General features: G+C 67.6%; 23 protein-coding genes. 12 read left to right on the forward strand and 11 right to left on the reverse strand.

Features of this window, described 5'->3' with window-relative positions; all coding sequences use genetic code 11:
• Positions 1-168 precede the first annotated feature (168 nt).
• Positions 169-876 (reverse strand): hypothetical protein, encoded by a 708-nt coding sequence (locus ACFTSF_RS04940; protein WP_380152546.1) that lies wholly within the window; start codon positions 874-876, stop codon positions 169-171.
• 64 nt (positions 877-940) lie between these two features.
• Here ACFTSF_RS04940 and ACFTSF_RS04945 point away from each other — a divergent pair, with 64 nt between their 5' ends.
• The 3 genes from ACFTSF_RS04945 to ACFTSF_RS04955 all read left to right on the forward strand — a co-directional run bounded on the left by ACFTSF_RS04945 (position 941) and on the right by ACFTSF_RS04955 (position 4,197).
• On the forward strand, positions 941-1,954 hold the full coding sequence (locus ACFTSF_RS04945) for an ornithine cyclodeaminase family protein (RefSeq protein WP_380152547.1): 1,014 nt from the start codon (positions 941-943) through the stop codon (positions 1,952-1,954).
• Position 1,955: 1 nt separating this feature from the next.
• Positions 1,956-3,389: an aromatic amino acid lyase gene (locus ACFTSF_RS04950; RefSeq protein WP_380152548.1), complete on the forward strand. Its 1,434-nt coding sequence runs from the start codon at positions 1,956-1,958 to the stop codon at positions 3,387-3,389.
• Between the two features lie 184 nt (positions 3,390-3,573).
• Positions 3,574-4,197: a hypothetical protein gene (locus ACFTSF_RS04955; protein WP_380152549.1), complete on the forward strand. Its 624-nt coding sequence runs from the start codon at positions 3,574-3,576 to the stop codon at positions 4,195-4,197.
• Here ACFTSF_RS04955 and ACFTSF_RS04960 read toward each other — a convergent pair whose 3' ends face one another.
• The 3 genes from ACFTSF_RS04960 to ACFTSF_RS04970 all read right to left on the reverse strand — a co-directional run bounded on the left by ACFTSF_RS04960 (position 4,198) and on the right by ACFTSF_RS04970 (position 7,590).
• A complete protein-coding gene (locus ACFTSF_RS04960; RefSeq protein ID WP_380152550.1) occupies positions 4,198-5,355 on the reverse strand; it encodes an NAD(P)/FAD-dependent oxidoreductase in 1,158 nt (385 codons plus the stop codon).
• Positions 5,352-6,896, reverse strand: coding sequence for an aldehyde dehydrogenase family protein (locus ACFTSF_RS04965; RefSeq protein ID WP_380152551.1), 1,545 nt, complete (start codon positions 6,894-6,896; stop codon positions 5,352-5,354). The genes ACFTSF_RS04960 and ACFTSF_RS04965 overlap by 4 nt, the downstream gene beginning before the upstream one ends.
• 121 nt (positions 6,897-7,017) lie before the next feature.
• Positions 7,018-7,590, reverse strand: coding sequence for a hypothetical protein (locus tag ACFTSF_RS04970; protein WP_380152552.1), 573 nt, complete (start codon positions 7,588-7,590; stop codon positions 7,018-7,020).
• A gap of 103 nt (positions 7,591-7,693) precedes the next feature.
• Here ACFTSF_RS04970 and ACFTSF_RS04975 point away from each other — a divergent pair, with 103 nt between their 5' ends.
• A complete protein-coding gene (locus ACFTSF_RS04975; protein ID WP_380152553.1) occupies positions 7,694-8,188 on the forward strand; it encodes a DUF1992 domain-containing protein in 495 nt (164 codons plus the stop codon).
• Here ACFTSF_RS04975 and ACFTSF_RS04980 read toward each other — a convergent pair.
• Together ACFTSF_RS04980 and ACFTSF_RS04985 are read right to left on the reverse strand one after the other, a co-directional pair.
• A complete protein-coding gene (locus tag ACFTSF_RS04980) occupies positions 8,181-10,283 on the reverse strand; it encodes a thiamine pyrophosphate-dependent enzyme (protein WP_380152554.1) in 2,103 nt (700 codons plus the stop codon). The genes ACFTSF_RS04975 and ACFTSF_RS04980 overlap by 8 nt on opposite strands.
• 12 nt (positions 10,284-10,295) lie before the next feature.
• Positions 10,296-10,769: a MarR family winged helix-turn-helix transcriptional regulator gene (locus tag ACFTSF_RS04985; protein WP_380152555.1), complete on the reverse strand. Its 474-nt coding sequence runs from the start codon at positions 10,767-10,769 to the stop codon at positions 10,296-10,298.
• A gap of 107 nt (positions 10,770-10,876) precedes the next feature.
• Here ACFTSF_RS04985 and ACFTSF_RS04990 point away from each other — a divergent pair, with 107 nt between their 5' ends.
• The gene (locus ACFTSF_RS04990) at positions 10,877-12,172 is read left to right on the forward strand and encodes an MFS transporter (RefSeq protein WP_380152556.1); all 1,296 of its coding nucleotides are present in this window, start codon (positions 10,877-10,879) and stop codon (positions 12,170-12,172) included.
• A gap of 133 nt (positions 12,173-12,305) precedes the next feature.
• Positions 12,306-12,941 (forward strand): hypothetical protein, encoded by a 636-nt coding sequence (locus tag ACFTSF_RS04995; protein ID WP_380152557.1) that lies wholly within the window; start codon positions 12,306-12,308, stop codon positions 12,939-12,941.
• A gap of 3 nt (positions 12,942-12,944) precedes the next feature.
• Here ACFTSF_RS04995 and ACFTSF_RS05000 read toward each other — a convergent pair whose 3' ends face one another.
• Both ACFTSF_RS05000 and ACFTSF_RS05005 read right to left on the reverse strand, forming a co-directional pair.
• On the reverse strand, positions 12,945-13,805 hold the full coding sequence (locus ACFTSF_RS05000; protein WP_380152559.1) for a Ku protein: 861 nt from the start codon (positions 13,803-13,805) through the stop codon (positions 12,945-12,947).
• 18 nt (positions 13,806-13,823) lie between these two features.
• Complete coding sequence (locus ACFTSF_RS05005) at positions 13,824-14,687, reverse strand: hypothetical protein (protein WP_344159309.1); 864 nt, start codon at positions 14,685-14,687, stop codon at positions 13,824-13,826.
• A gap of 48 nt (positions 14,688-14,735) precedes the next feature.
• Between ACFTSF_RS05005 and ACFTSF_RS05010 the strand changes: the two genes are divergently transcribed.
• Together ACFTSF_RS05010 and ACFTSF_RS05015 are read left to right on the forward strand one after the other, a co-directional pair.
• Positions 14,736-15,389, forward strand: a complete 654-nt coding sequence (locus ACFTSF_RS05010; RefSeq protein ID WP_380152560.1) for an NIPSNAP family protein — start codon at positions 14,736-14,738, stop codon at positions 15,387-15,389.
• 150 nt (positions 15,390-15,539) lie between these two features.
• Entirely contained in the window at positions 15,540-16,397 is an 858-nt protein-coding gene (locus ACFTSF_RS05015; protein WP_380152561.1) for a serine protein kinase RIO, read from the forward strand.
• Here the strand turns inward: ACFTSF_RS05015 and ACFTSF_RS05020 are convergent.
• Positions 16,394-18,049 (reverse strand): FAD-binding dehydrogenase, encoded by a 1,656-nt coding sequence (locus ACFTSF_RS05020; protein ID WP_380152562.1) that lies wholly within the window; start codon positions 18,047-18,049, stop codon positions 16,394-16,396. The genes ACFTSF_RS05015 and ACFTSF_RS05020 overlap by 4 nt on opposite strands.
• An 82-nt stretch (positions 18,050-18,131) precedes the next feature.
• Between ACFTSF_RS05020 and ACFTSF_RS05025 the strand changes: the two genes are divergently transcribed.
• On the forward strand, positions 18,132-19,979 hold the full coding sequence (locus tag ACFTSF_RS05025; RefSeq protein WP_380152563.1) for a DUF5107 domain-containing protein: 1,848 nt from the start codon (positions 18,132-18,134) through the stop codon (positions 19,977-19,979).
• 135 nt (positions 19,980-20,114) lie between these two features.
• Positions 20,115-20,537 carry a DUF3592 domain-containing protein gene (locus ACFTSF_RS05030; RefSeq protein ID WP_380152564.1) on the forward strand — a complete coding sequence of 141 codons (423 nt, stop codon included), beginning with the start codon at positions 20,115-20,117 and terminating at the stop codon, positions 20,535-20,537.
• Between the two features lie 54 nt (positions 20,538-20,591).
• On the opposite strand, the gene ACFTSF_RS05035 is transcribed toward ACFTSF_RS05030, so the two are convergent.
• Positions 20,592-21,209, reverse strand: a complete 618-nt coding sequence (locus ACFTSF_RS05035; protein WP_380152565.1) for a TetR/AcrR family transcriptional regulator — start codon at positions 21,207-21,209, stop codon at positions 20,592-20,594.
• Between the two features lie 95 nt (positions 21,210-21,304).
• Here ACFTSF_RS05035 and ACFTSF_RS05040 point away from each other — a divergent pair, with 95 nt between their 5' ends.
• Together ACFTSF_RS05040 and ACFTSF_RS05045 are read left to right on the forward strand one after the other, a co-directional pair.
• The gene (locus tag ACFTSF_RS05040; protein ID WP_344159328.1) at positions 21,305-22,453 is read left to right on the forward strand and encodes a phosphatidylinositol-specific phospholipase C1-like protein; all 1,149 of its coding nucleotides are present in this window, start codon (positions 21,305-21,307) and stop codon (positions 22,451-22,453) included.
• Between the two features lie 7 nt (positions 22,454-22,460).
• Positions 22,461-22,904 carry an OsmC family protein gene (locus ACFTSF_RS05045; RefSeq protein WP_380152566.1) on the forward strand — a complete coding sequence of 148 codons (444 nt, stop codon included), beginning with the start codon at positions 22,461-22,463 and terminating at the stop codon, positions 22,902-22,904.
• A gap of 391 nt (positions 22,905-23,295) precedes the next feature.
• Here ACFTSF_RS05045 and ACFTSF_RS05050 read toward each other — a convergent pair whose 3' ends face one another.
• Positions 23,296-24,480 carry an aromatic acid exporter family protein gene (locus tag ACFTSF_RS05050; RefSeq protein ID WP_380152567.1) on the reverse strand — a complete coding sequence of 395 codons (1,185 nt, stop codon included), beginning with the start codon at positions 24,478-24,480 and terminating at the stop codon, positions 23,296-23,298.
• Positions 24,481-24,518 lie beyond the last annotated feature (38 nt).

Raw genomic sequence — 24,518 nt, forward strand, 5'->3', positions numbered from 1 at the left:
GTGGTCGTGTGGTTCACGCTCAGTGCGTCGGTTGTGGACGACCTGAACGGGGGTTGGTGAGTGGGACAGGTCCGCGATCGCGGTACGGATGCTGAGGAACTGCTCGGGTAACCGTGGAAAGTTGATGGCGGGCTCGAGGAAGCAGCGGGCGTGCCCGGAGTGAGAGGGCTACCGCGGGTTGTTGGATCGCCAGTACTGCTTCTTGTCTTTGTCCTTCACGGTGTAGCCGAGTTTGGCTACCTCGTCGCGGAGTTCGCGGAGGTCGGCCTTGCCTTTGTCGCCGTCGTCGAAACCCTTCGCGCGAGCTTTCAGTACGGCGTTCGCTCCCGGAGGCAGCTCGGGTTCGTCCTCGACCCACCGGCGGAAGCGGTCCTCGTACGGATCGCCACTGTCGGTCCACGGATAGCCGTGCGTGCGGAAGGCCTGCGGGATCTTGTGGGCCTCGCCTTTCAGCTGATCGTGCTTCTCCCGCGCCAGCTCACGTGTGGTCGAGTCCAGTAGGACGATTTCCTTGCCATCCAAGAACGCGGTGGCGACCTTGTTCCGGGGCACGGTCACGGTCTTGTCGTTCTTCAGGAACTCGACCGACTCGTTGGTGATTGTCACCTTGAGCGTGTCGGCGAGGGCCATTGCGCCCAGCAGTAGTCCGCCGAGTAGGCCGGCCACCATGCCGCCGACGCCAACCCAGAGTGCGTCCCAGGTTGCGAGTACCTCGAGCAGCCGGCGCCAGGGGACCCAGCGTAGGCCGACTGCCCAGTCGGCGATTCGGGGGAGGAAGAAGCCGAGTACTACGCCGACCAGTGGCAGCCCGCCGTACAAGATCAGCTTGTCGGCGAGCGAGTGCCCGATCACCGTCTTCCCGGTCGTCACCTGCATGCTTCGAAACTAGCGTTCGGGAAGAGAACTTTAGTATCGAAACACGACGACCGAAGGAGACTTGGTGACCGAAGGCATCTGGCTGCGCTTCCTGAGCGGGCCCGAGATCGATTCGCTGGGGCTGACCCGGACGGAGATCGTGGACGCTGTCGAGGGGGCGGTCCGCGAGCACGGGCTCGGGCGGACGAGCTTCGAGCCGCGGGTGCACCTGATGCCGTCGAACGGCGGGATCGGTCATTTCAATGTGCTTCGCGGTCATCTGGACGGGTTGGGCGCGCACGGCATCAGTGGGGTGAAGGTGGTCGGCGACTTCGTGCCGAACTACCAGGTTGGTCTTCCGAGTGAGTTGGCGATGGCCACGTTGTTCGACCCGACCACCGGTGTACCGCTGGCTGTGCTGGACGCGACGTTCATCACCGCGGCGCGGACCGGGGCGATGACGACGGTCGGGGCGCGGTATCTGGCGCGGCGGGACAGCAAGATCCTGGCGCATGCCGGTGCGCGTGGGACCGCGTGGTGGAACGTGACGATGCTCGACGATCTGTTCGACCTGGCCGAGATCCGGGTGACGTCTCGGCGGGCCGAGTCGCGGGAGAAGTTTGCGGCTGAGTTGTCGGCGGAGCTGTCGACGCCGGTGCGGGTGGTGGCGACGGCTGAGGAGGCGTTCGACGGGGCCGATGTGATCGTGGAGGCGACGCGGTTGATGGAACCCGAGCCGTTGCTGCGGACGGCTGCTGTTCGGCCCGGGGCGTTCGTGGTGCCTTATGGGACGGTCAGTGCGGTGGAGCTGGATCTGCTGGACGTGATGGACAAGGTCGTCGTGGACGACTGGCGTGAGGCGCAGTCGGGGAAGTTCGGTTCGCTGCGGCGGCATGTGGATAGCGGTCGGCTGTCGCCGGAGACCTTGTACGCCGAGCTCGGGCAGATCGTCGCCGGTCAGAAGCCGGGGCGGGAGAATGATGCCGAGCGCAACCTTTTCTGGCATCGGGGGTTGTCGTTGCTGGATGTGGCGATCGCGTACCTGATTCTGCAGAAGGCCGAAGCGGCGGATGTCGGCACGATGCTGCGGTTCCACTGACATGCTGATCAACCAGGCAGCGGATGTCGATCCCAGCAGTGCTGAGTCGGTGGAGATCGCTCAACCGTTGCTTGATCAGCTCGCCGCGATCCGCCGAGAGGTGCTGCAGGCGTTGGCGTCGGATGAGCCTGTGTACGGCGTCAATACCGGGATGGGGGCGATGAGCAAGGTTCGGCTGAGCGAGTCCGAACAACGCATCCACCAACGGAACCTGCTACTCGGACGTGCGGTTGGCGGGCCTCCGTGGTTGCCGGCCGATGAGGCTCGCGCGGTGTTGCTCGGTCGGCTCCGTACGTTCCTGAACGGCGACGCGGGGGTGTCGGTCGAGCTGATCCAGCAATTGGTTGCCCTGATCAACAGTAACGTGGTGCCGCAGATCCCGGCCGAGGGGGCGGGGTCGGCCGGCGAGATCATCCCGCTCGCACACGCCTTCGGAACGTGGGCGGGTGGAGACGCATCGGGCCCTGAGATCGGCCTCAAAGAGGCGGGCCTTGAACTTGGCGTCGACAGGTCGGGATCTGAGCTCGACCCCCACGAGTCGGGCTTTGAGCTTGGCCCCAAGGAGGGGATCGCGTTGCTGGCGGGGATTCCCGGTGCGACTGGTCGGGCGGCTCTGCACGTGGTGCGGGCTCGGCGGTTGGCTGACCAGTTGACGGCGGTTGCTGCTGGGGCGATCGCGGTGGTGGGGGCCAACAGAGCGCCGTACCAGCCGTTGGCGGGGCGCGGGAACGACGTACTGGCTGGGGAATTGGCGCGGCTGCTCGAGTTGGCCGGGCCTGAGGGGGAACCGCGGAGTTTGCAGGCGCCGGTTTCGTTCCGGGTAGCGGGGCAGGTGATCGCGCACGTACGGCGGTCGATCGACGACCTCGACCGTGCTGTCGGGCGGGCGTTCGACGGGGTGACGGATTCGCCGGCGTACCTAGGTGGTGAGTTCGTGGGTACGGCGGGCTTCCACGGGATCGATCTGACGGCGTACTGCGATCACCTCACCGCCGCATTGGCTCATGCGGCGGAGGTGTCGGCGGCGCGGTTGCATCGGCTGCTGGATCCCAGCGTGACGGGGTTGCCGGCACAGCTCACCCACGAACCGGGGCCGCAGGCGGGGTTGGTGGCGGTGCACAAGCGGGCGGTCGCGACGACGCATCGGCTGCGGCGGCTGACGTTGCCGACGGCAATCGGTACGGCGGAGACGTCGAACGGGCAGGAGGATGTGCAGACCTTCTCGTGGGAGGCGGTCGGCAACCTCGCCGAGGCCATTCGGCTGACCCGCGAGGTGACCGCCTGCGAACTCCTGGCCGTCTATCAGGCCTTCACCCTGGCCAAGCGTCCGCTGCCGACCAGCCTGCAGATCGTGGCGGACGTCGTACCGCCGATCTCCGTCGACCGGCCCTTCGGGAAGGACCTGACGCGACTGCTGGAGACCGTGCTCTCCTGACGCGTCAGGAGCCATGTCAGGGGTTGAACGTAAAATCCAGCGCGACACGCGGGTTACGCACGAGTTGCAAGTAGCTCGCGGCCCTGTTGTGTCGTTCAGAAGGTAAAGCTGACCCGACGGGGGTATCAGGTCACTGGTTGTATCCAGTAGCCTGACGCGCGTGTGGCGGATATGGAGGAAGTCGTTGAAGCGGTTCGTGGTCCCACCGGACTGGCCGTCGCCGCCGCGCCGCAGTTGGGTTCCTCCGAAGACCTGGCGTCCTGATCCCTCCTGGCCCCCGGCGCCCGACGACTGGCAGTTCTGGGTCGACGGCAAGGGCGAGCCGGTCCGTGGGCCGATCGGTCGGTACGCCGGTCCTGCGCGCGGCAAGGTGTTCGCCGGGGTCGGCGCGATGGTGACGGCGCTTGCGGTCGTCTTCTGGGCGTTGTCCGCGGTCGGTCTGTTCGGCGGTGGTAGTGAGGACGCCGGTGCGGCGCGCCTCGCCCAGACGTCCGAGAAACCGTCGGTGAGCGAGACTCCCGTCGTACCGCCGCGGGTGCCGTCGGTGAAGCCGAGCCGGCGCCCGACACCAACGGCGACGCCGACCAAGATTCTCGTCGAGCCGTCCGTGCGGCCGACCAAGACGAGGACCACCAAGAAGCCGGAAACCGTTAAGCCTTCGACCACTCCGAAGACGACCAAGACGGTGCAGCCGACTCGGCCGAGCACGAGCAAGCCGCCGACCCGCGAAGAGATCCTCCGGCAGTACTGCATCGACCGCGGCTGGCCGCCGGAGTGGTGCGTCCCCGACGACGACCCCGAGCGCTGATCAGACGACGTTGCGCTCGGTACGGCGGATGTCCGCGCCGAAGCGGTCGGCGTGCATGGGGCTGATGTCGACGAACGGTTCGCGGCCGAGGTAGAGGTCGCGGATGATTTCGCCGACGGCCGGTCCTTGCAGGAACCCGTGGCCGGAGAAGCCGGTGGCGTAGAGGAACCGGGATAGACCGCCGGCTTCGCCGATCAGGGCGTCGTGATCGGGCGTGACCTCGTAGAGGCCGGCCCAGCCGCCGGTGAGGCCGACGTCGAGGAGCGACGGGGCTCGGCGTTCCATCGCTGAAGTGAGGCGGGGGAGCCAGGCATCGGTGCGGTCCAGGTGGAAGCCCGGCAGTTCGTCAGGGTCGGACATACCGATCAGCAGGCCGGGGCCCTCGTGGTGGAAGTAGAGGGTGCTGGTGAAGTCGATGGTCATCGGCATCGTCGGCGGCAGGTCGGGGATCGCCTCGGTGACGACGATCTGGCGGCGCAGCGGAGTGACCGGCAGGTTGATGCCGAGGGGCGCGGCGAGCGCGGCGGACCAGGCGCCGGCCGCGCAGATGACGGTGCTGGTGCGGACGGTGCCGAGGCTGGTCCGGACCGTACTGATGTTGTTGCCGATGGCATCGATTCCGAGGACATCGCAGCCGGTGAGCAGGGTGGCGCCCAGGCGTCGGGCCGCGGTCGCGTAGCCGAGGACGACGGACTCCGGTGAGCAGTGACCGTCCGTGGGGGAGAAGCAGGCGCCGGCCAGGCCGTCCGGGGCCAGGATCGGTGCCAGGGAAAGGGTTTCGTCGACGCCGATCATCCGGGTCGGCAGACCGACCGCACGCTGCCGGATCGTGCTTTCGCGGAACAGTTCGAGCTGGTCGTCGTTCTCCAGCAGGAACAGGTAGCCGACCCGGTGCAGGTCGATCTCCTGGCCGGGGCGCTTGCCGAAGTTCGCGAACGCCTCCAGGCTGCGGGCGCCGAGCGCGATGTTCAGGTCGTCGGAGAAGTTCGCCCGGACCCCACCGGCCGCCTTCGACGTCGAACCGGAACCGAGTGCGTCCCGCTCCAGCAGCAGCACGCGTTCGACCCCGGCCTCGGCCAGGTGGAACGCGATGCTCGTCCCCATCACCCCGCCGCCGACGATCACCACGTCGGCGGCCTCCGGTAGAGCGCTGCTCATGGCAGCAAGAAGTCCAAGTCGGCTTGCACTGTCTCAGTATCCATCTGGGCCTTCTGCAGCTTGCCGGAGTAGTCCCAGTTCATCGACTGCCAACGGGTGAACTGGTCGAGCACCCAGATCCCGCTCTGTCGCGAACCGTTACCCGACTTGCCGTTGCCGCCGAACGGCAGATGCGCCTCGGCGCCTGAGGTCGAGTTGTTGACGCTCACCATGCCGGCCGAGATGCCCTGCGCGAACCGGAACGCCTCATTCGGATCGGTGGTGTAGATCGAGCTGGACAGCCCGTACCCCGGCTTGTTGCCCAAGGCAATCGCCTCGTCGAGGGTCGTGTACGTCGTGATGCCGACCACCGGACCGAAGGTCTCGTTGAGGAAGATCTCGTCGTCGGACCGTACCCCGTCGACGATCACCGGGTGGTAGAACAGCCCGTCCGAGGGGTCGCCGACGAATCCGGCCCGCGGGTTGTCCGCGCCGACCCGGCCGGTCGCGCCGATCACCTCGTGGTGCGCAGCGATCCAGCCCAGCGACTTCTCGAACCCGGCTGCGAACTTCTCGTCCAGCAACGGCCCGAACAGCACATCCTGGGTCGGATCGCCCATCGCCGCACCCGCGACCGCGGCGGTGAATCGCTCGACGAACGCGTCGTGGATCGACTCGTGCACGATGACCGTGCCGAGCGACGTACAGCGTTGACCGGCCGTGCCGAAACCGGAGAACAGGGCACCCTCGACAGCCAGGTCGAGGTCGGCGCTCGCACTGATCACCATCGGGTTCTTGCCGCCGAGCTCGAGACATGGCGTCTGCAGGTGGCGGCCGCACAGTTCGCCGATCTGGGTACCGACCGCACTCGATCCGGTGAAACCGACCTTGTCGATCAGACCGGCCTGCAGCGACTGTTCCAATCCCGCGAAGGTGTCTGGACCATCGGCGTACACGACGTTGAAGACCCCAGCCGGTACGCCGGCATGCGCGAACAGCTCGTAGAACGCGTCGGACATCACTGCCGAGTACTCCGCAGGCTTCCAGACGACTGTGTTGCCGCAGAGCAGCGCCGGGACGATGTACCAGGACGGGACCGCGACCGGGAAGTTCCCGGCGGTGATCACCGCGACCGTGCCGATCGGGCGGCGGAAGGTGAACAGCTGCTTGTCCGGCATCTCCGACGGAACGGTCTGCCCGTACAGCCGACGGCCCTCGCCGATGAAGAAGTCGCAGGTGTCGATGATCTCCTGGACCTCACCACGCGCCTCCGCGATCGGCTTGCCGATCTCCCGCGTGACGAGCTGAGCGAGCCGCTCCTTGTTGGCGGTCATCAGCCGGCCGACGTTCGCGATCACCTGACCGCGCTGCGGCGCCGGTGTCGCGGCCCACGCGCCCTGCGCCGCCCGAGCCGCCTCGGCCGCTCGCACGAACACCTCCGGCCCGGCGCTAGCCACCGTCCCGACGACATCGCTCAACCGCGCCGGGTTCGTCGACTCGGTACGCCGTACCGACTCCGTCACCCGCTCGCCGCCCACAACCGACAACACCTCGACGCCCATGCAATTCCCCTCAGCTAGTTGATCACCCCCACCCTCACCCACCCAGCCGCCCCTCGCCACCCCAACCCGCCAGGTGGCCCGCCCACCCCGGCGCCCCCATCCGCAGAACGGGGCGGCAGGGTCAGGTGGGGACTTTGCGGTTGGGGTAGAGGTCGGGGACGGGGATGGGGAGGCTCCAGAAGTGGGTTCGGGAGTTGACCATGCCGTAGCGGACGGCCAGGTAGCGCATCACCTTCAGGGGGCCGCCGATGAGGATCAGGGCCAGGGGGATCTCCAGGAGGACAGCGCTGAGGAGGGCTTGCATCAGGTCGGTGCGTTGGCTGGTGAGGATGTCGAACCAGGCGTCGCAGAGCAGCAGTACGCCGGAGACCACGGCGGTCGGGAAGACCATCACCCGGCGTTTCCAGCCGGCGATCGCGGTGAGGGTGAGGGTCGACAGCAGCATGATGTCGAAGCCGACCCAGGTGGCGACCCAGTTCCGGGCGACGTAGTGGTTGGGCAGGGTGACGGCCAGGTAGACGGTCCACGGGATCAGGGCGAGTGCGCAGAGCAGGATCAGCACGGTTCGCCACTTGCGGATCCGGTTGATCGTCCGCGCCGACGGCAACCCGTCCGGGCGCGGTACCAGCCGCAGGATCAGGTCGCGCCGCTCCGCCGGGGTCAGCGCAGCGATCTGTTCGTCGGTCAGGGTCACCCTCCCAGTATCGAGGCGAGGTCCAGCACTCCTTGTGATTGCATTCACAAGCACGTAGGATGAACGTCCGGAGCAACTGTCGATCTGACAGCGAGGTGCCATGATGACGAGCCGCAAGCCGCCGTCCATGTCGATGGAGGACTGGGTCGATCTCCAGGTCCGCCAGGCCGAGAAGGATGGCAAGTTCGACGATCTGTCGGGTGCGGGCAAGCCGTTGAAGCTTGCCGACCAGCACGATCCGGACTGGTGGGTGAAGGACTTCATCCGCCGGGAGAACATCGACACCGAGGCGTTGCTGCCGCCGCCGATGCTGCTGCGCAAGGAGAAGGCGCAGGTCCGCGAGAAGGTCGCGAAGATGCGCCGCGAGTCCGAGGTCCGCGACTACCTCGAGGACCTGAACAAGCGGATCGTGCTCGCCATCCGCGACACCACCGGCCCGGTGATCCCGGTCGGCAAGGTCGACGCCGCGGCGGCTCTCGAGCAGTGGCGCGTGGACCGCGAGGAGTGGCTGGAAGAACGTCGCCGTGCCGCCGCGCGGGCGGACGCGGCGGACGCCGTACCGGCGAAGAAGTCGTTCTGGCAGCGGCTCTTCAGCTGATCAGCGCGCGGGCGGCGGTCTCGATCGTCTCCTCACTGAGCAGCACCTGACGGGCCGCATCGCCGAGCGGGACGAACGAGTCCTCCGAGGTGACGCGAGCCATTCGACCGGTGTAGCCGTGGTCGACCAGTGCGGCCAGCACGCCCTCGGACACGCCACCGGATCGCCGGGTCTCGTCCACAACGAGCACCCGGCCGGTGGCCGTTGCCTCACGCAACAAATCCTCGATCGGCAGCGGTGCCAGCCACCGCAGGTCGAGAACCCGTACGCCGGGAACCCGCGCCGCGACCCGCAAGCTCATCGGCACCCCGTTGCCGAAGCTCACCAGGGTCAGCTCGGTACCGCCGCCGTACGTGCGGCCGCGGCCGATCGGTACCGGTTCGGTCGGGTACGGCGTCAACCACGCGTCGTCGGCCTCGTCGTACAGATCGCGGCGGTGGTAGAGCGCGATCGGCTCGAGGAAGACGCAGACCGTGCCGGAGGATCGGGCGGCCGCGGCGCAGGCATGCAGCATCGCCGCGGCGTCGTCCGGTCGCGACGGTGACGCGATCACGATGCCGGGGATGTCGCGCAGGACGCCGATCGCGTCGTCGTTGTGGAAGTGGCCGCCGAAGCCCTTCTGGTAGCCGTAGCCGGCGATCCGCAGGACCATCGGGTTCGCGTACTGCTCCTGCGAGAAGAACTTCAGCGACGCGGCCTCACCGCGGAGCTGGTCCTCGGCGTTGTGCAGATAGGCCAGATACTGGATTTCTGGAAGCGGCAGCAGGCCGGAGACACCGGCACCGAGTGCGAGTCCGAGGATGGACTGCTCATCCAGCAGGGTGTCGAAGACCCGGGCTGCGCCGTGCGTTTTCTGCAGTCCGCGGGTCACGCCGTACACGCCGCCCTTGCGGCTGACGTCCTCGCCGAACAGGACGGCCTCGGGGTATGACCCCAGTACGTCGCTCAGTGCGCGGTTGATGGATTGGCTCAGTGTCAGCCGTTCCGTGGTTGGTGTGCGCTGGGGCAACGCTTGAGCGACGGTTGCCGGATCGGGGAAGCGGAGTGGGGCGGCGACGGCCTCGGGTGATGAGAGCTGCGGGAGTCCGGACACCTCGGCTGCGATCCGCATCGCCTCGGCGCGCTTGTCCTCGTAGAGGTCGATCACCTCGTCCGCGCTGAGGCCTGCGCCCAGAAGACGACGCGCGGTCCCCAGTAGTGGGTCGAGCACCTCGTCGGCCGCCACTTCCGCCGTACTCCGGTACGCCGCCTCGACGTCGGAACCGGCATGGCCGAGCAGCCGGACGGTTCGTAGCCGGAGGAATGCCGGCCGCCGATTCCGCCGTACGAAGGTTGCCGCTTCCGTCGCCATCGTCAGGGTCGCGGCGAGGTCGGTACCGTCGGCGTCGAAGTAGCGCAGGCCGGGGCGTTGGCCGTAGGCCTGCTTGATCCAGCCGTCCGGCGTCCGCACGCTGATCCCGAGTCCGTTGTCCTCGCAGACGAGCAGCAGCGGCATCGGGATGCCCTGGTACGACGTGTGCAGCGCAGCGTTGATCGCACCGGTAGCCGTGGAGTGGTTGGCCGAGGCGTCGCCGAAGCTGGTCACCACGATCGCGTCCGCCGGCCACGGCGACGGTACGCCGAGCTTCGCGGCCCGGGCCATCGAGAACGCGACCCCCATCGCCCGCGGCAGGTGCGACGCGATCGTCGAAGTCTGCGGAATGATCGCCAGGTCGTGCCGCCCGAAAACTTTGTGTCGACCGCCCGAAATCGGCTCGGTGGTCGCCGCCGCGACGCCGAGCAGAATGTCGCGCAGCCCGTCCTTCACACCGCACTGATCCGCCCGCGCGAGGTAGAAGGCGCCCGACCGGTAGTGCAGCAGAGCGGGGTCGGTCGGCCGAAGCGCCGCGGCGACGGCCGCGTTGCCCTCGTGTCCCGCTGATCCGATCGTGTAGAAGCCATGCCCCTGGGACTGCATCCACCGGGCCGCGAGATCCGCGTGCCGGCTGCCGAGCTGAGCGTCGTACAGGCTGCGCAGCAGATCGGCGGAGTAGTCACAGGGGGCGGATTTGAGGGCGCGGACACGCTCCGCGAACCGCTCGTCTACTGCGGTCATGGAACGACTATCTCAAAGGCCGCAGTCGAAGCCTTCGTCGTTGGGGTTGGCGTCGGCCAGGACGTTGAGGATCCGGCTCGACGCGTGAAGGTCCGCATTCGATACATGATCCGCGAAGAACGTCGCGACCACAGCTTCGACCACGGGTCGGGCGGCGTCGAGGGCCTTGCGGCCGTCGTCGGTGAGCTCGGCCCAGGTGGCGCGGCGGTCCTCCGGGGTGTTCCGGCGGACGACCCAGCCGTCCTTGTCCTCGAGTTTGCCGATCAGACGGGTGGCGCCGCTGCGGGAGATCATCAGCTCCGCCGCCAGCGGGGCCATCCGCATCCGGCCGCCGGCGCCGTCCAGGGCGCGCAGCACCTCGTGCTCGAAGTAGCTCATCTTCAGCCTGGTCCGGAGCGTGTTCTCGATATGCGTGAACAGCAGCGTGTCCGCGCGGTACAGCGCTCGCCAGGCCTGGAGCTGGGTGGGACTCATCTCCGGCGGCATGGGGTCAGTCTACGCGTTTCGGTGCACGATAAAACAGTTGACACGTGAACAGTTCGCGTGGGTATTCTGTCGGCTCCGGGTGAAAGTGTGAGCAGAAGGAGGCGATCGTGAGCGAGAGTGGCGCGGGGTGGAAGGCGGTTCGGCCGCTGCGGCACCGCAATTACCGGCTGCTCTGGACCGGACTGGCAGTGGCCCTGCTCGGTAGCGGGCTCTGGCTGGTCGCGCTCGCCTGGCAGGTGATCGAGCTCGGGGGCGGGCCGGTCCAGCTGTCCGTGGTGACGACGGCGTACAGCATCGGGCTCGTCGTCTGCGTGCTGTTTGGCGGAGTCGCCGCTGACCGGTTGTCGCAGCGCTCAGTCATCGTCGCGGCCGATGTGGTCCGCGGTGTGGTGCTGCTGGTGGTCGCCGGGCTCGCGTTGACCGAGCTGCTGGAGGTCTGGCATCTGGCCGGAGCGGCCGTGCTGATCGGCGCCGGCGAGGCGTTCCTGATCCCGGCGTACACGGCGTTGGTGCCGAGGCTGCTGCCTGCCGATGAGTTGCTCGCGGCCAACGGGCTCGAGGGGACACTGCGGCCGTTGGCACAGCAGGCGACCGGGCCTGCGCTGGGTGGTCTGGTGATCGCCGCGATGTCGCCGGGCCTGGCGATCCTGATCACCGCGCTGACCTACTTCTTCTCGGCCGCGTGCGTGCTCGCGATGCGGATACCGGCCGATGAGCAGCCGGCCGAGATCGACGAGGAGCGGGCGACCGGCGTACGGGCGATGTTCGCTGACCTCCGAGAGGGCTGGAGCTATGTACGGCGGACTCGGTGGCTGCTCGCGTCGTTGCTGTTCGGCACCGCGTTCGTGCTGTTCATTCTCGGGCCGCTCGAGGTGCTGCTGCCGTTCGCGGTCAGGGATCAGTTGGGTGGTGGGCCGAAGGACTTCGGCCTGGTTCTCGCGGCCTTCGGCATCGGTGGCGCGGTCGGTGCGCTGGCGATATCGTCCCGCAGTCTGCCGCGGCGCTACCTGACCGTCATGACGTTGATGTGGGGCCTCGGTGCCTTGCCGATCGTGGTTCTCGGTGTCGCCCGGGACCTGTGGGTGATGGCGCTCGGCGCGGCCGTGGTCGGCGCGACCATGTCGGCGGGGATGGTCATCTGGGGCACCTTGCTCCAGCGCCGGATCCCCGACCAGTTGCGGGGCCGGATCGCCAGCCTCGACTTCTTCGTCTCGCTGCTGCTGATGCCGGTCTCGATGGCGCTAGCCGGCCCGGCCGGTGCGCTCTTCGGTGTCCCAGCCATGTTCATCATCGCCGGTGTCGGTCCGGCTGTTGTCTGCCTACTGGTCGTCTACTTCGGGCGGATGCCGTCCGACGAGCTCGCCAACCCGCTCGACACCACGGCGGAACCCGTCAACGCCTGACCGCGTCCGACCCGAGGCTTCTCGCGGTGACAACCTTTCGCCAGGTTCCAGACGTCTCTGTTTGGGGAACGGTGGGAAGAGGCCGCTCGTTCTATCGGGTAGTGGGGTGCTTTGACGTGAGGTGGGCGTGACTGTGAGTGTGCAGCGGGTGGTGATTGCTGCCGGTTTGGGTGCCGGGACGGTGGGCGCACTCACCGGCGTGCTGCTGCTTGGGCCGTTGGGGGCGTCGCTCCTGCTCGCAGTCGTCTTCCTGATCGTCTGGCCACTGGCCGCGGTGATCCGGCAGGTCGTCGTCGACACCCCGGACTATTCGGCCACCACGGTCGCGGCGCTGGCCGCCACCGGCGTGCTGTGTCTGCCCGGCCTGGTTCGGCTGGTCGCGGACGGCGCGTTCGGTGTCGCGACTCTGCTGGTGGGTGCGGTGGTGTTCGTGCTGATCGATCTCGTCGTACCGGATCGTCGGGAGCGGCCGTCGTCGCGCCGGCAGCGTCGGATCCGGCGGTTGACCGAGGAGCAGTTCCTCGAGGACGAGGCGCTGATCGCGTCCCTGCAGTGCCCGCTGAGCATCAGCGAGCTGTGTGACGTCTGGGTCGAGACCGCGGGCCAGTTGGCTCAGGGTGCCGACATGCGCGACCGGCAGGCGGTCGCCGAGGTGCGGCGGATCTGCCTGGACGAGTTCGAGCGCCGCAATCCGGTGGGGTTCCAGCGCTGGCTCGACGCCGGTGCGCCGCCGAACCCCACGACGTACCTGATGGCCCACGGCGAATAGCCCTTACGAGGCCTTCTTCCGCGCCGTCTTCTTGGCAGCGGTCTTCTTCGCGGCCGGCTTCTTCGTGGTGCGCTTGGCCGTGCGGGACTTGCGGGCGGCCTCGACGCTGGCGCGCAGGGCGCTGACCAGGTCGGTCGGCGTGGTCGCCTCCGGCTCCTCTTCGGAGTAGACGACCTCCTTGCCCTTGCGCTTGGTCTCCACGAGCTTCTTCACCCGCTCGGTATAGGTGTCCTTGTACGCCGACGGTTTCCACTCACCGCTCATCGCCTCGACCAGGTCGGCGGCCATCGTCAGCTGCTTCCCGGCCCGCGACTTGGCCGGCAGATCGTCCAGCTCGGCGACCGGATCGCGGATCTCGTCGGCGAAATACATGGTCTCCAGCACCAGCACCTTGTCCTGCGCGCGGATCGCGGCCAGGTACTCCTTGCCGCGCATCACGAACTTCGCGATCCCGGCCCGGTTCGTCTTCACCAGCGCGTCCCGCAACAGCCCGTACGACGAGGCGTTGTCACCCTGTTTCGGGCCCAGGTAGTAGGTCTTCTGGAAGTGGATCGGGTCGATCTCGTCCAGGTCGACGAAGGTGTCGATCTCCAGCGACCGCGACTTGCCGGGCGCGATGTCGTCGAGCTCGGACGGTTCGACGACGACGTACTTGCCGTTGCCGAGGTCGTGGCCCTTCACGATCTTGTCGTAGGCGACCTCACGGCCGGTGCGTTCGTTGACCCGCTTGTAGCGGATCCGGTCCGACGTCCCGCGCTGGAACTGGTGGAAGTCCAGCTCGTGCTCCTCGGTCGCGCTGTACAGCCCGACCGGCACCGAGACGAGCCCGAAAGTGATGTAACCGCTCCAGATCGATCGCGCCATGCGCGTCCGGTACCCAGGTCACATGCGGTTGTAGCGCTTCCGGGCCTCGCGACTCTCCTTCTGAGCGTCACGAGCGGTACGGCGGGCTTCGTCGAGCTCGGCTCCCAGGTTGTGCACGAGTTGCTGCGCCTCGGCGAGTGCCTCGCGCGCGTCGTCGAGCTGTTTGTCGAGATCCTCGACTCGCGCTTCAGCGGCCTGGGCCGTGGCGACGGCGTCTTCGAAGGCCTTCTTGGCCTCCGCGCGAGCCGCGGCCTCCTGCTCCTCGGCCTCCCGCTGCGCCCGGTCCTTCTCGGCGTCGGCCTTGGCATCGGCCGCTTCCGAGGCCTGCTGGGTCTTCCGCCGGGCGCGAGCCGCCTCCCGGCGTTCGTCGGTCAGCGGCGTGACGTTGGTGGGCTCGCCGTTCTCGTCCACGACGCCGAAGCCGACGTGCCGCAGCGCGCTGCTCAGCCGCCCTTCCCGTACGGCGTCGCCTGCGGCGGGGTCGACCAGCGCAGCGTCGAGCGTCTCGCGGAGCTTCTGCGTAACGTCCGCGCTGACCTTCTGGTTGGCGTCCTTGGCGAGCCGCCCGGCCTCTTTGACCAGTTTGTCCAGCAGCTGATGGCGTTTCGGGGTCAGCTCACGCAGCCGGTCGCCATCCATATCGGCGGTCGCCTCGCGGAACTCGTCGCCCAGAGCAATCAGATCGTCGAGGTCGTCGGCCGCGTTGTGGGCCACCAGGTTCGCCACCCAGGCGGCGACGGTCGGCTTCCGGAGCGCCTTCAGCCGCGTCGAACCGAGCTGATCGCCATCAGCCTTCAGCTGCTTGGCCAGCTCGTTGCGCGTCGGAATGAAGTCAGCCGCCGGAATCGCGTACAGCCGGTCCGCCGCCTCCTCGAAGTCCACCCGCCTGACGCTACCCGAAAGCTGACATGTTCTGGCAGGTTGATCTGCTTGACTCGCGCGGTGAACGAATGCTGCTCCGTGGTCGACCTCCGTCAGTACACGCTGCACCCAGGCGCCCGCGACACCCTCATCGACGTCTTCGACGAACACTTCGTGGAGGGCCAGGAAGTGTGCGGAATGCACATCGTCGGCCAGTTCCGCGACCTCGACGACCCAGACCGCTTCGTCTGGCTCCGCGGCTTCAACACCCTGGACGCCCGCGCCGAAGCCCTCAAGTCCTTCTACTACGGCCCGGTCTGGCGCGAGCACGCCGCAGTAGCCAACGCCACCATGATCGACTCCGACAACGCCCTACTCCTGGAACCGATTCACCTAGGACCGGACTACCCAAGCCCCAACTCCCCACGTCCTACCGAACCCGCGGAGTCGCTCATCACAGGGTTCGTCCATCCGGCCGGCCCTGGGTTCGTCGAGCAGTTCCAGCGCGAGATGCTTCCCGCTCTTGCTGAGGTGGGGGTTTCGCCTCTGGCGGTCTTCCGGTCGCTGGTTGTGGAGAACAACTTTCCGCAGTTGCCGTTGCGGGACGACGTGGTTCTGGTGTGGCTCGCGCGGTGTGTGGATGAGCAGGCGCGGGAGGTACTGCGTGCCTGGGAGGGGCAGGAGTTGCGGCTTCGGCCGACCTCGCGTTCTCAGCTGCGTTAAATAGTTTGCGCGCCCGCGCGGCGCCGGGCATCCTGAATCGACTTGAGCGGCGACGAGCGCTGCCTGGGCCTAAGGAGGGCTGACGGATGGCAATCACTGTGCTGCGGCATGTCCGCGTCAGTCTCACCTCAAGCCTCAGGAGCACTCCCGATGTCTTCCGACGTCTTTCGTACCGAATCTGACTCATTCACTTTTGACTTCCAGCAGGTCGACGAACATCTGGCGCCGAACCAGCGCTGGACCACCTGGCTGGACGTCGAGCGCGGTTCTCGCGGGCCTGAGCCCCGCCCCTCGTGGGTGGTGACGGCACAGGCCGCGATCGATACCGAGCTCGGCGTCCTCAAAACCGGTAAGGAAGCCGATGTCTTCCTGATCGAGCGCGCCGTCGAAGCCATCGGCGACGCGCCCGCACAGTCCTCGCTGCTCGCCGCCAAGCGGTACCGCACCGAGGAACACCGGTCCTTCCACCGCAGTACGGCGTACGTCGAAGGCCGCCGTACTCGCAACAGCCGCGACAGCCGGGCTATGGCCAAGAAGACCCAGCACGGGCGCAGTGTCGCGTCCGGGCAATGGGCCTACGCGGAATGGGCCGCGCTGAACCAGCTGTGGAAGGCCGGGGTGCCAGTGCCGTACCCGGTCCAGATCGACGGGACCGAACTGTTGATGGAGTTCATCGACGACGGCGAGGGCGGAGCCGCGCCACGGCTGGCCCAGGTCCGTCCGTCGAAGGACCTGCTCGGCGAGTACTTCGAGCAGTTGCGAGGTGCCATGCGGGAGCTGGCTCGCGCCGGTCTCGCGCACGGCGACCTCTCGCCGTACAACGTGCTGGCCCAGGGCGAGCGGATTGTGATGATCGATCTGCCGCAGGTGATCGACGTCGTCGGCAACCCGAAGGGGATGGAGTTCCTCCTCCGGGACTGCCACAACATGGCGGCCTATTTCACCAGCAGGGGCTTGGAAATCGACGAACAGGAGTTGTTCGCCGATCTCCTCTCCATGGTGTTTTAAGAGACTGCTTTTGCAGCTGCGCGGCCGGCGGTGCGTCCGGTGAACAGGCAACCGCCGACGAAGGTGCCTTCGAGTGAGCGGTAGCCGTGGACGCCGCCGCCACCGAAACCGGCGACTTCGCCGGCCGCGTAGACACCGGGCAACGGCGTACCGTCGGTGCGCAGGACGCGAGACTCCAGGTCGGTCTGCAGGCCGCCCAGGGACTTGCGGGTCAGGATGTTCAGCCGTACGGCGATCAGCGGGCCGGCCTTCGGGTCCAGGATCCGGTGCGGTGGCGCGACCCGGATCAGCTTGTCGCCGCGGTAGTTGCGGGCGCCCCGCAGCGCGGTGATCTGCAGGTCCTTGGTGAAGCTGTTGGTGATCTCGCGGTCGCGGGCGACGATCTGGCGCTCGAGGTCAGTCAGGTCGATCAAGTTGTCGCCGGACAGGTCGTTCATGCCGCGGACCAGGTCGGGCAGGTTGTCCCGGACCACGAAGTCGGCGCCCTTGTCCATGAAGGCGCGGACCGGCGGAGTCGCGCCACCGCGGGCGCGGCCGAGGACTGCCTTGATGTCCTTACCGGTCAGGTCGGGGTTCTGCTCCTGGCCGGAGAGGGCGAACTCCTTCTCGATGATCTTCTGGGTGAGCACGAACCACGTGTAGTCGTAGCCGGTGGTCATGATGTGCTCGAGCGTTCCCAGGGTGTCGAAGCCGGGGAAGAGCGGGACCGGGAGCCGCTTGCCGGTGGCGTCGAACCACAGCGACGACGGGCCGGGCAGGATCCGGATGCCGTGCATCGGCCAGATCGGGTCCCAGTTCTGGATGCCTTCGGTGTAGTGCCACATCCGGTCGCGGTTCACGTACCGGCCGCCAGCCTGTTCGGTGATCGCGAGCATCCGGCCGTCGACATGCGCCGGTACGCCGCTGATCATCCGCCGCGGCGGTTCGCCCATCCGCTTCGGCCATTGCGCGCGGACGAGATCGTGGTTGCCGCCGATGCCGCCCGACGTGACGATGACCGCCTGCGCCTTGAGCTCGAAGTCACTGACCTCGGTCCGCGAACTCGCCTGGCCACGCAGCACGTCGCTGGGCTCCAGCACCTTGCCGGAGACACCGTCGACGACACCACCGGTGACGGTCAGCTCGTCGACGCGGTGCCGGAAGCGGAACTCCACCAGCCCCTTGGCCACCGCCTCACGGACGCGGCGTTCGAACGGCGCGACCAGGCCCGGGCCGGTGCCCCAGGTGATGTGGAAGCGTGGGACCGAGTTGCCGTGCCCATCGGCGTTGTACCCACCGCGCTCGGCCCAGCCGACCACGGGGAAGAACCGCACGCCCTGGGCATGCAGCCACGGCCGCTTCTCGCCAGCGGCGAAGTCGACGTACGCCTCGGCCCACTGCCGGGCCCACTTGTCCTCGTCGTCCAGCCGGTCGAACCCGGCCGAGCCGAGCCAGTCCTGCAGGGCGAGATCGCGGGAGTCCTTGATCCCCATCCGGCGCTGCTCGGGGGAGTCGACGAACATCAGGCCGCCGAACGACCAGAAGGCCTGTCCGCCCAGCGACGCCTCCGGCTCCTGGTCCAGCAGCAGCACCTTCTTGCCCGCATCCGCAAGCTCCGCGGTCGCTGCCAGCCCGGCCAGTCCCGCCCCCACGACGATCACATCGGCGTCCATGGGGACATGTATACCGGACAGTAGTCAGGCATGGACTCTGGTGCGCGTAGTTGCAAGAATATCGGCCGTGACGATCCTTTCCGTGCAAGATCTTGTCCTGCCTGCCGCTGCTCTCGGCGGGGAGAACCCGTTGCCGCCGCTCCGCAGTCACCAGGAGGTGCACGAGGTCCGCAACCTCGCCGAGCTCCCGGCCGACCTGCAGGCGAACATCACGTACGGCGGCCTGCGCAGCACCCTGCCGTGTCTGGACCAGGACGGGTACGACCGCACCCTCGTCGAGACCACGCTGCCGTCACTCGTCCTGGAGAACGACTTTGTGCGGGCGGTTGTGCTGCCGAGTCTCGGTGGGCGGCTCTACTCGCTCGTGCACAAGGCGACCGGGCGCGAACTGCTCTACCGCAACCCCGTCTTCCAGCCCGCGAACCTTGCCCTGCGCAACGCTTGGTTCGCCGGTGGTGTCGAGTGGAACGTCGGTAGCACTGGCCACTGGACCGGCACGTGTTCACCGATGCACGCGGCTCGGGTCGAAGGGCCGGACGGTACGCCGATTCTGCGGCTGTGGGAGTTGGAGCGGACGCGGAATCTCGTTACGCAACTCGACTTTTGGCTGCCTGCCGATTCCGAGTTCCTGTACGCCGGTGTGCGGCTGCAGAATCCCGCGGACCACGACGTACCGGCGTACTGGTGGTCGAACATCGCGGTCGATCAGTCGGAGCGCACGCGGGTGCTGGTGCCGGCGGATCAGGCGTGGCGGTACGGGTACGGCGCTCGGCTGGATCTGGTCGATGTGTCGAGCGAATTGACCTATCCGATGTCGCACGACAAGGCGGTCGACTACTTCTTCGAACCGCTGGCGGGTGAGCGGCCGTGGATCGCGTCGATCGATGCTGAGGGCAACGGGTTGGCGCAGGTGTCGACTGCTCGGTTGCGTGGACGGAAGCTGTTCGTGTGGGGCGAGGCGCCGGGCGGGCGACGGTGGCAGGAGTGGTTGGCGCCGGGTCTTGACGGGCCGGGGTATGCGGAGATCCAGGCTGGGTTGGCGCGGACGCAGATGGAGCACTTGAAGTTGCCTGGGGCAACTTCGTGGCAATGGCTGGAGGCGTATGGGCCGGTGTCGGTGGATGCCGACGCTGCTCATGCGGATGACTGGCAGGTCGCGCGTACGGCGGGTGCTGCGGCGCTGAACGGGGTTCTCGACGGGCTGCCTTCGCGGGAGGCGGAGTGGTCGACCGTGGTCGATGCGGAGCCGGTGGAGCGGGTGGCGGTTGGGTCGGGGTGGGGTGCGTTGGAGCTCGCGCGGACTGGATGGTCGGTGTCGGCGGGGACGCCGTTTGACGCGGACACGATGACTGATCGGGAGCGGGCGTGGTTGCCGTTGCTGGACGGACAGTTGCCGGCGACGGACGGCGTACCGGACGGGACGCTGGTGGGGTGGTTGGAGCTGTTGGAGAAGGCGGCGGACAACTGGCTCGTCTGGTACCACCGCGGGGTCGCGCGCTACTACGCCGGTGACGAGGCCGGCGCGCTGGACGCGTGGCGCGAGTCCGGAGACAACCCATGGGCGCTACGGAACATAGGTTTCGTCCAACAAGACCTCACGGCATATGACCGAGCTCTCGAACTTTGTCCCGACCTCGTCGAGTTGCAGGTTGAGGCCATTGGGCTCGCCATCGCCGTCGATCCGATTCGTGCCACGCAGTACCTCGCGTCCGCAGCGGACGATCCGCGCATTCAGGCTCTCCGGGTACAGCAGGCTCTTGCCACCGGGGATGCGCAGCGGGCGCACGAGTTGCTGGCTGAAGGTATTCAGCTTGCGACTGTTCGTGAGGGGGCGAATCCGCTGACTGACTACTGGCTGGCTGCTGAGGAAGCGCTGGGGACTGGGCGTCCGGTGCCGCCTGAGTACCAGTTCGGGATGTCGGGAAGCTGACTCTGCTCGATACCTTCCCCGCCCCACCACCCCGGTCGGAAATTCTTTGTTCGGACCTGGAACCGAGTACGTGTAACCGGCGTCTCACCGACGTGCGGCAAGGGCCGCGCAGTCTGTTTCGGGGAGGTGAGTGCCATGTTGACGATCGTCGTTCTCGGCGGGTTCGGCCTGGTGCTGCTGGTCACCGCCTGCATCGTGGCGGATGTGATCAGTGGTTCCCGGCATGAGGCGAACGCTTCGGGGAGTGAGGAGAAGACCGCAGGACGGGTGCTCCGGGTTCGTGGCCCGGTCCATGGGCGCCTGCAGGACGGAACACCGGCGACGTACACCGAGGTCGTCGTCGAGTACTACACCCGTCGGGGTGAGGGGCCGTTCGAGGTCGCTCGCAAACTGCCGGTGGGCAGCAGGACGTCGTACAGCAAGGGCGATCGCGTGATCGTCGCGTACGACGTGCGCACCCCGCGGCGGGGCCGGATCGCCGGCCGCGTCACGCACTGGCCGCAGCTGGGACCGAGGTCCGGGCAGCCGGTGCCAGAGGAGCCTGTGCCACACGGCTAATACTTGAACACCTTGGAGTCCCTCACCTGATTTTCCAGGTGAGGGTTTTGTGATTCAGGCCGGGAAGTGCGGGGCGAGGGTGCTGTAGAGGGCGGGGAGCCCTTGGGACAGGACGTACTCGGCCTCTGCCTCCGGCAGTCGGTCGGCGAGGTGCGCGAGCGCCTCGCCCATGGCGATGCTGAGGGTGACCGCCAGCCGGAAGTTGCGGCTGTCGACGGCGCCGAAGCGCGCCACCAGCAGCTCCGAGAACTCGCCGGCGTGCTGGTCGTCGTACTCGCCCGGCTGGGTCTCCAGGTCCGGGTCGCCGAGTCCGCTCAGCACGACCGCGCGGAAGCCCGGGTCGGTGCGGTGCATCTCGCGGAACGTCACCATCGTGACGTCGACGGCCTGCCGCCAGCTGGTCACCTCTGCCAGCCGGCTGCTCACCGCCTCGGTGTAGCGGGCCTGGTTCCGCCGCTCGATCGCCTGGATCAGGCTGCGCTTGTCGGGGAAGTAGCGATAGACGCTGCCGACCGCGATCTCGGCCCGTTTCGCGATCCCGCTCGTCGAGGCCGCGTCGTACCCGCGCTCGACCACCTCGGCACAGGCCGCGTCCAGAATCCGCTCGACCTGGCGGCTGGCCCGATCCTGGGTCGGTGTACGGCGCAGCGGATACGCCGACGATGTCACCATTCGGCCATTGTGCACCGAAACGTCGACAACGTTGCCACTCTCGTATGACAGATTGCCGTCAGATCTGCGTCATGACTCATGGGAGGGAACGCACGATGCGCATCAGCAAATCGGTGGTCGCCGGAATCGCGACCACCGCAGTCGCCGCGTCCGGGCTGGCCGGTTCGGCTCTGACCACGTCGCAGGCCAGTACGTCGGCGGGGCTCAAGATGAACCAGATCCAGGTGATCGGGTCGCACAACTCGTACCACCGTGAGCTCAGCGACGCCGAGAAGAAGATCCAGGTCGGGCAGAACCCGGGCGCGGTCGACCTCTTCTACTCGCACGCCCCGATCGGTCAGCAGCTCCAGGACCAGAACGTCCGCCAGCTCGAGCTGGACCTGTTCCCGGACCCGAACGGCGGCCTCTACACCTATCCGCTGATCCGCAAGATCGCTGGACTCCCCGCGCTCACCGACCCGGAGCTGGCCAAGCCCGGTATCAAGGTGATGCACATCGTCGACGTCGACTACAACACCGTCTGCCGCAGCTTCACGCAGTGCCTGCAGCAGGTGAAGACCTGGTCCGACGCGCACCCGCACGCGGCGCCGATCGCGATCAGCCTCGAACTGAAGCAGTCCGACCCGGCGATCGTCGCCCAGGGCGGCGTGAAGGCTCCGCCGTGGGACGCCGGCAACCTGAACAGCATCGACGCCGAGATCCGCTCGGTCTTCAGCGAGCAGCAGTTGCTGTCGCCGGACGACGTACGGAAGTCGGGCCTGACGCTGGAGCAGTCGGTCACGACGAAGGGCTGGCCGACGCTCAAGAACGCGGCCGGCAAGGTGCTGTTCTACTTCGACAACGCCGGCCCGGGCACCGAGATCCGCAACATCTACCGCGAGGGCAAGCCGAACCTGGAAGGCCGGGCGGTCTTCACTCGCGGTGCCGAGGGTGAGGCCGACGCCGCGATCACCCAGGTGAACGACCCGCGTGGTGAGGGCTCGGCCGAGATCCAGCGCCTGGTGAAGAAGGGGTACCTGGTCCGGACCCGGTCCGACGAGCCGCTGTCGACGATCCGGAACAAGGACTTCAGCCGGGTCGACATCGCGCTGGGCAGCGGTGCGCAGTTCGTCAGCACGGACTTCCCGGTGGCCGGGATGGCGTCGCGGTACGACAGCGACTTCGTCGCCAAGCTGCCCGGGAACACTCCCGTACGCTTGAACCCCGTCACGGGGAAGCCTGGGGCCCGCGTAGCAGAGAGGTGATCTGAACATGTCGGAGCACGTGGTCGACGTCAACTGGAGCCGTGGTGAGCACGAGTTCACCTACGACACCTACAGCCGCGACCACGAGTGGCGCTTCGACGGTGGGATCACCGTGCCCGGGTCCGCCAATCCGGCGTACCTGGGCAGTCCCGGACCGGTCGATCCCGAGGAGGCGTTCGTGGCGGCGATCTCGTCCTGCCACATGCTCACCTTCCTCGCGATCGCGGCCCGCAAGCGACTGGTGGTCGACTCGTACGACGACCACGCGGTCGGCGTGATGTCGAAGAACGAGGCCGGGCGGGTGGCGGTCACCGCGGTGACGCTGCACCCGAAGATCGTCTGGGGCGGGCCTTCGCCGGATGCCGCCGTACTGGATCGGCTGCATCACCTGGCGCATCAGGAGTGTTTCATCGCGAACTCGGTGACCACCGAAATCACTGTCGAGCAATAAAAAAACCACCCACCGAGTCTGGCCTGAGCCTCGCGCAAGCGGCGTCAGGACAGTCGGTGGGTGGTTTTGCGGTGCATCTCTGTGGTGATGCACCGGACGGATCCGGCGGCGCTGCACATGGGCGCCTCTGCGTTTCGTGTGCGTCATCCGAGCGGTCCAACTCGGTGGGTAGGACCGTTCGGGTGCGCCGCCGGTTTCCGTTCGTCCGGTTCGCGCCAGTTATTGCTCAGCGGCGGCGTCGCTCCGGTCGTCTGTGGTGGGGTCCGTTTCGGTCCGGCCGAGTTCCGTGGCCAGTGCCATCATCATTCGGTGGATCGTCATGCCAGTGAGACGCACGGCAGGCCGGGGTATGACGAGAAAACCCCGAAATTTCTCGATGTGACCTAGGCCACTACTTCTCGTCGAGCCCGTCCAGGCGCAGCGGGACGAGTTTCCGGGCTTCGTCGTACGACGTCCCGGTCAGCTCGAGCAGGTCCACGACGGTCGAGCGGATCTGGCCGAGTACCACGACCGCGGACAGGCCGGCGGGGAGCGGCAATTCCGCCGTACGGCGGCCTAGCTCGCCCAGGACGCGGTGAGCGGCGACCTTGGCGGCGGGCTCGAAGAGGGATTCCGCGATCAGGCGGGTGCCGTCGGCGAGGCGGTCCAGGAGCATCGGATATTCGTCGGGCATCCGCTCATCACGCCAGACCGAGACCGCGCACCGCCGTACCAGGACCCGGATGTTGCGGATCGCGCGGTCGAGCGGGACGACCAGGTCGGCGATCTGCTGGACGCGACCGCGATGCCTCCGGCGGAACGGCGAGAGGCGGACGACCGCGACACCCTCCGCGGCGGCGCTGCGCAGGTCGTCGAGCATCGCCTCGCTCGCGCGTGCGCGTCGGAGGGCGTCGGTCAGCTCCCGCTCGTCGCGCTCTTCGGCGTGTGCCTCCTGGTCGTTCTTGTCGCGGAGGCCCTCGGCAGTCTCGACGAGGATCGCCGAGAGCTCGTTGAGCACCTCGGAAGCTTGTTGCCGAGGGCGCCTGATCGCGGCGGCTGGGGCGATCGTCGCCGCGGCGAGCGCGACCACGCCGCCCAGCACCGCATCCAGCCAGCGGCTGAAGCCCGCGCCCGGGTTGGGCAGCAGGGTGGTGACGATCGCGGCCTGGACGCCGGCCTGGGTGGTCATCAGCGTGCCGGCACCGAGCAGTACGGCGATGCTCATGGCCAGCGCGACCACGAAGATGATCTGCGGTACCCCGGTGCCGAAGAACCGGACGAACAAGTCGCCGACCCCGACTCCCACGGCCACTCCGACCATCACCTCGGCGACTCTCCTCAGTCGCTGGCCGAAGCTGAAGCCTAGACAGACCATCGCGGCCACCGGCGCGAAGAACGGTTGATGGTGGCCTGCGACGTACCGGGCCAGGGCCCAGGCGACGCCCGCGGCGAGCGCACACTGCGCGATGAAGAAGATCCGATCCCGCCACCGCTCGAGCCGGCGGCGGACCGAAGCACGCGAGCGTCGCGCAGCCTGCGGCGCGATGTCGTCCCGCAATTCCCGCAGCTGGTCCAACGTCAGCCTGACCGGATCCATCCGCTCATTGTGCCCGGCTTGATTCATCCGGCCTCGAC

The sequence above is a fragment of the Kribbella sp. NPDC056951 genome (genome assembly GCF_042674205.1).
GTDB classification, from domain to species: Bacteria; Actinomycetota; Actinomycetes; order Propionibacteriales; family Kribbellaceae; genus Kribbella; species Kribbella yunnanensis.

Coding starts and splice junctions, on each gene's coding strand:
- ACFTSF_RS04940 (WP_380152546.1), bottom strand. CDS start 876: ATGCAGGTGACGACCGGGAAGACGGTGATCGGGCACTCGCTCGCCGAC.
- ACFTSF_RS05045 (WP_380152566.1), top strand. CDS start 22,461: ATGTCGGAGCACGTGGTCGACGTCAACTGGAGCCGTGGTGAGCACGAG.
- ACFTSF_RS04980 (WP_380152554.1), bottom strand. CDS start 10,283: ATGACCGCAGTAGACGAGCGGTTCGCGGAGCGTGTCCGCGCCCTCAAA.
- ACFTSF_RS05020 (WP_380152562.1), bottom strand. CDS start 18,049: ATGGACGCCGATGTGATCGTCGTGGGGGCGGGACTGGCCGGGCTGGCA.
- ACFTSF_RS05040 (WP_344159328.1), top strand. CDS start 21,305: ATGCGCATCAGCAAATCGGTGGTCGCCGGAATCGCGACCACCGCAGTC.
- ACFTSF_RS04975 (WP_380152553.1), top strand. CDS start 7,694: ATGACGAGCCGCAAGCCGCCGTCCATGTCGATGGAGGACTGGGTCGAT.
- ACFTSF_RS05015 (WP_380152561.1), top strand. CDS start 15,540: ATGTCTTCCGACGTCTTTCGTACCGAATCTGACTCATTCACTTTTGAC.
- ACFTSF_RS04950 (WP_380152548.1), top strand. CDS start 1,956: ATGCTGATCAACCAGGCAGCGGATGTCGATCCCAGCAGTGCTGAGTCG.
- ACFTSF_RS05050 (WP_380152567.1), bottom strand. CDS start 24,480: ATGGATCCGGTCAGGCTGACGTTGGACCAGCTGCGGGAATTGCGGGAC.
- ACFTSF_RS04985 (WP_380152555.1), bottom strand. CDS start 10,769: ATGCCGCCGGAGATGAGTCCCACCCAGCTCCAGGCCTGGCGAGCGCTG.
- ACFTSF_RS04960 (WP_380152550.1), bottom strand. CDS start 5,355: ATGAGCAGCGCTCTACCGGAGGCCGCCGACGTGGTGATCGTCGGCGGC.
- ACFTSF_RS05035 (WP_380152565.1), bottom strand. CDS start 21,209: ATGGTGACATCGTCGGCGTATCCGCTGCGCCGTACACCGACCCAGGAT.
- ACFTSF_RS04965 (WP_380152551.1), bottom strand. CDS start 6,896: ATGGGCGTCGAGGTGTTGTCGGTTGTGGGCGGCGAGCGGGTGACGGAG.
- ACFTSF_RS05000 (WP_380152559.1), bottom strand. CDS start 13,805: ATGGCGCGATCGATCTGGAGCGGTTACATCACTTTCGGGCTCGTCTCG.
- ACFTSF_RS05030 (WP_380152564.1), top strand. CDS start 20,115: ATGTTGACGATCGTCGTTCTCGGCGGGTTCGGCCTGGTGCTGCTGGTC.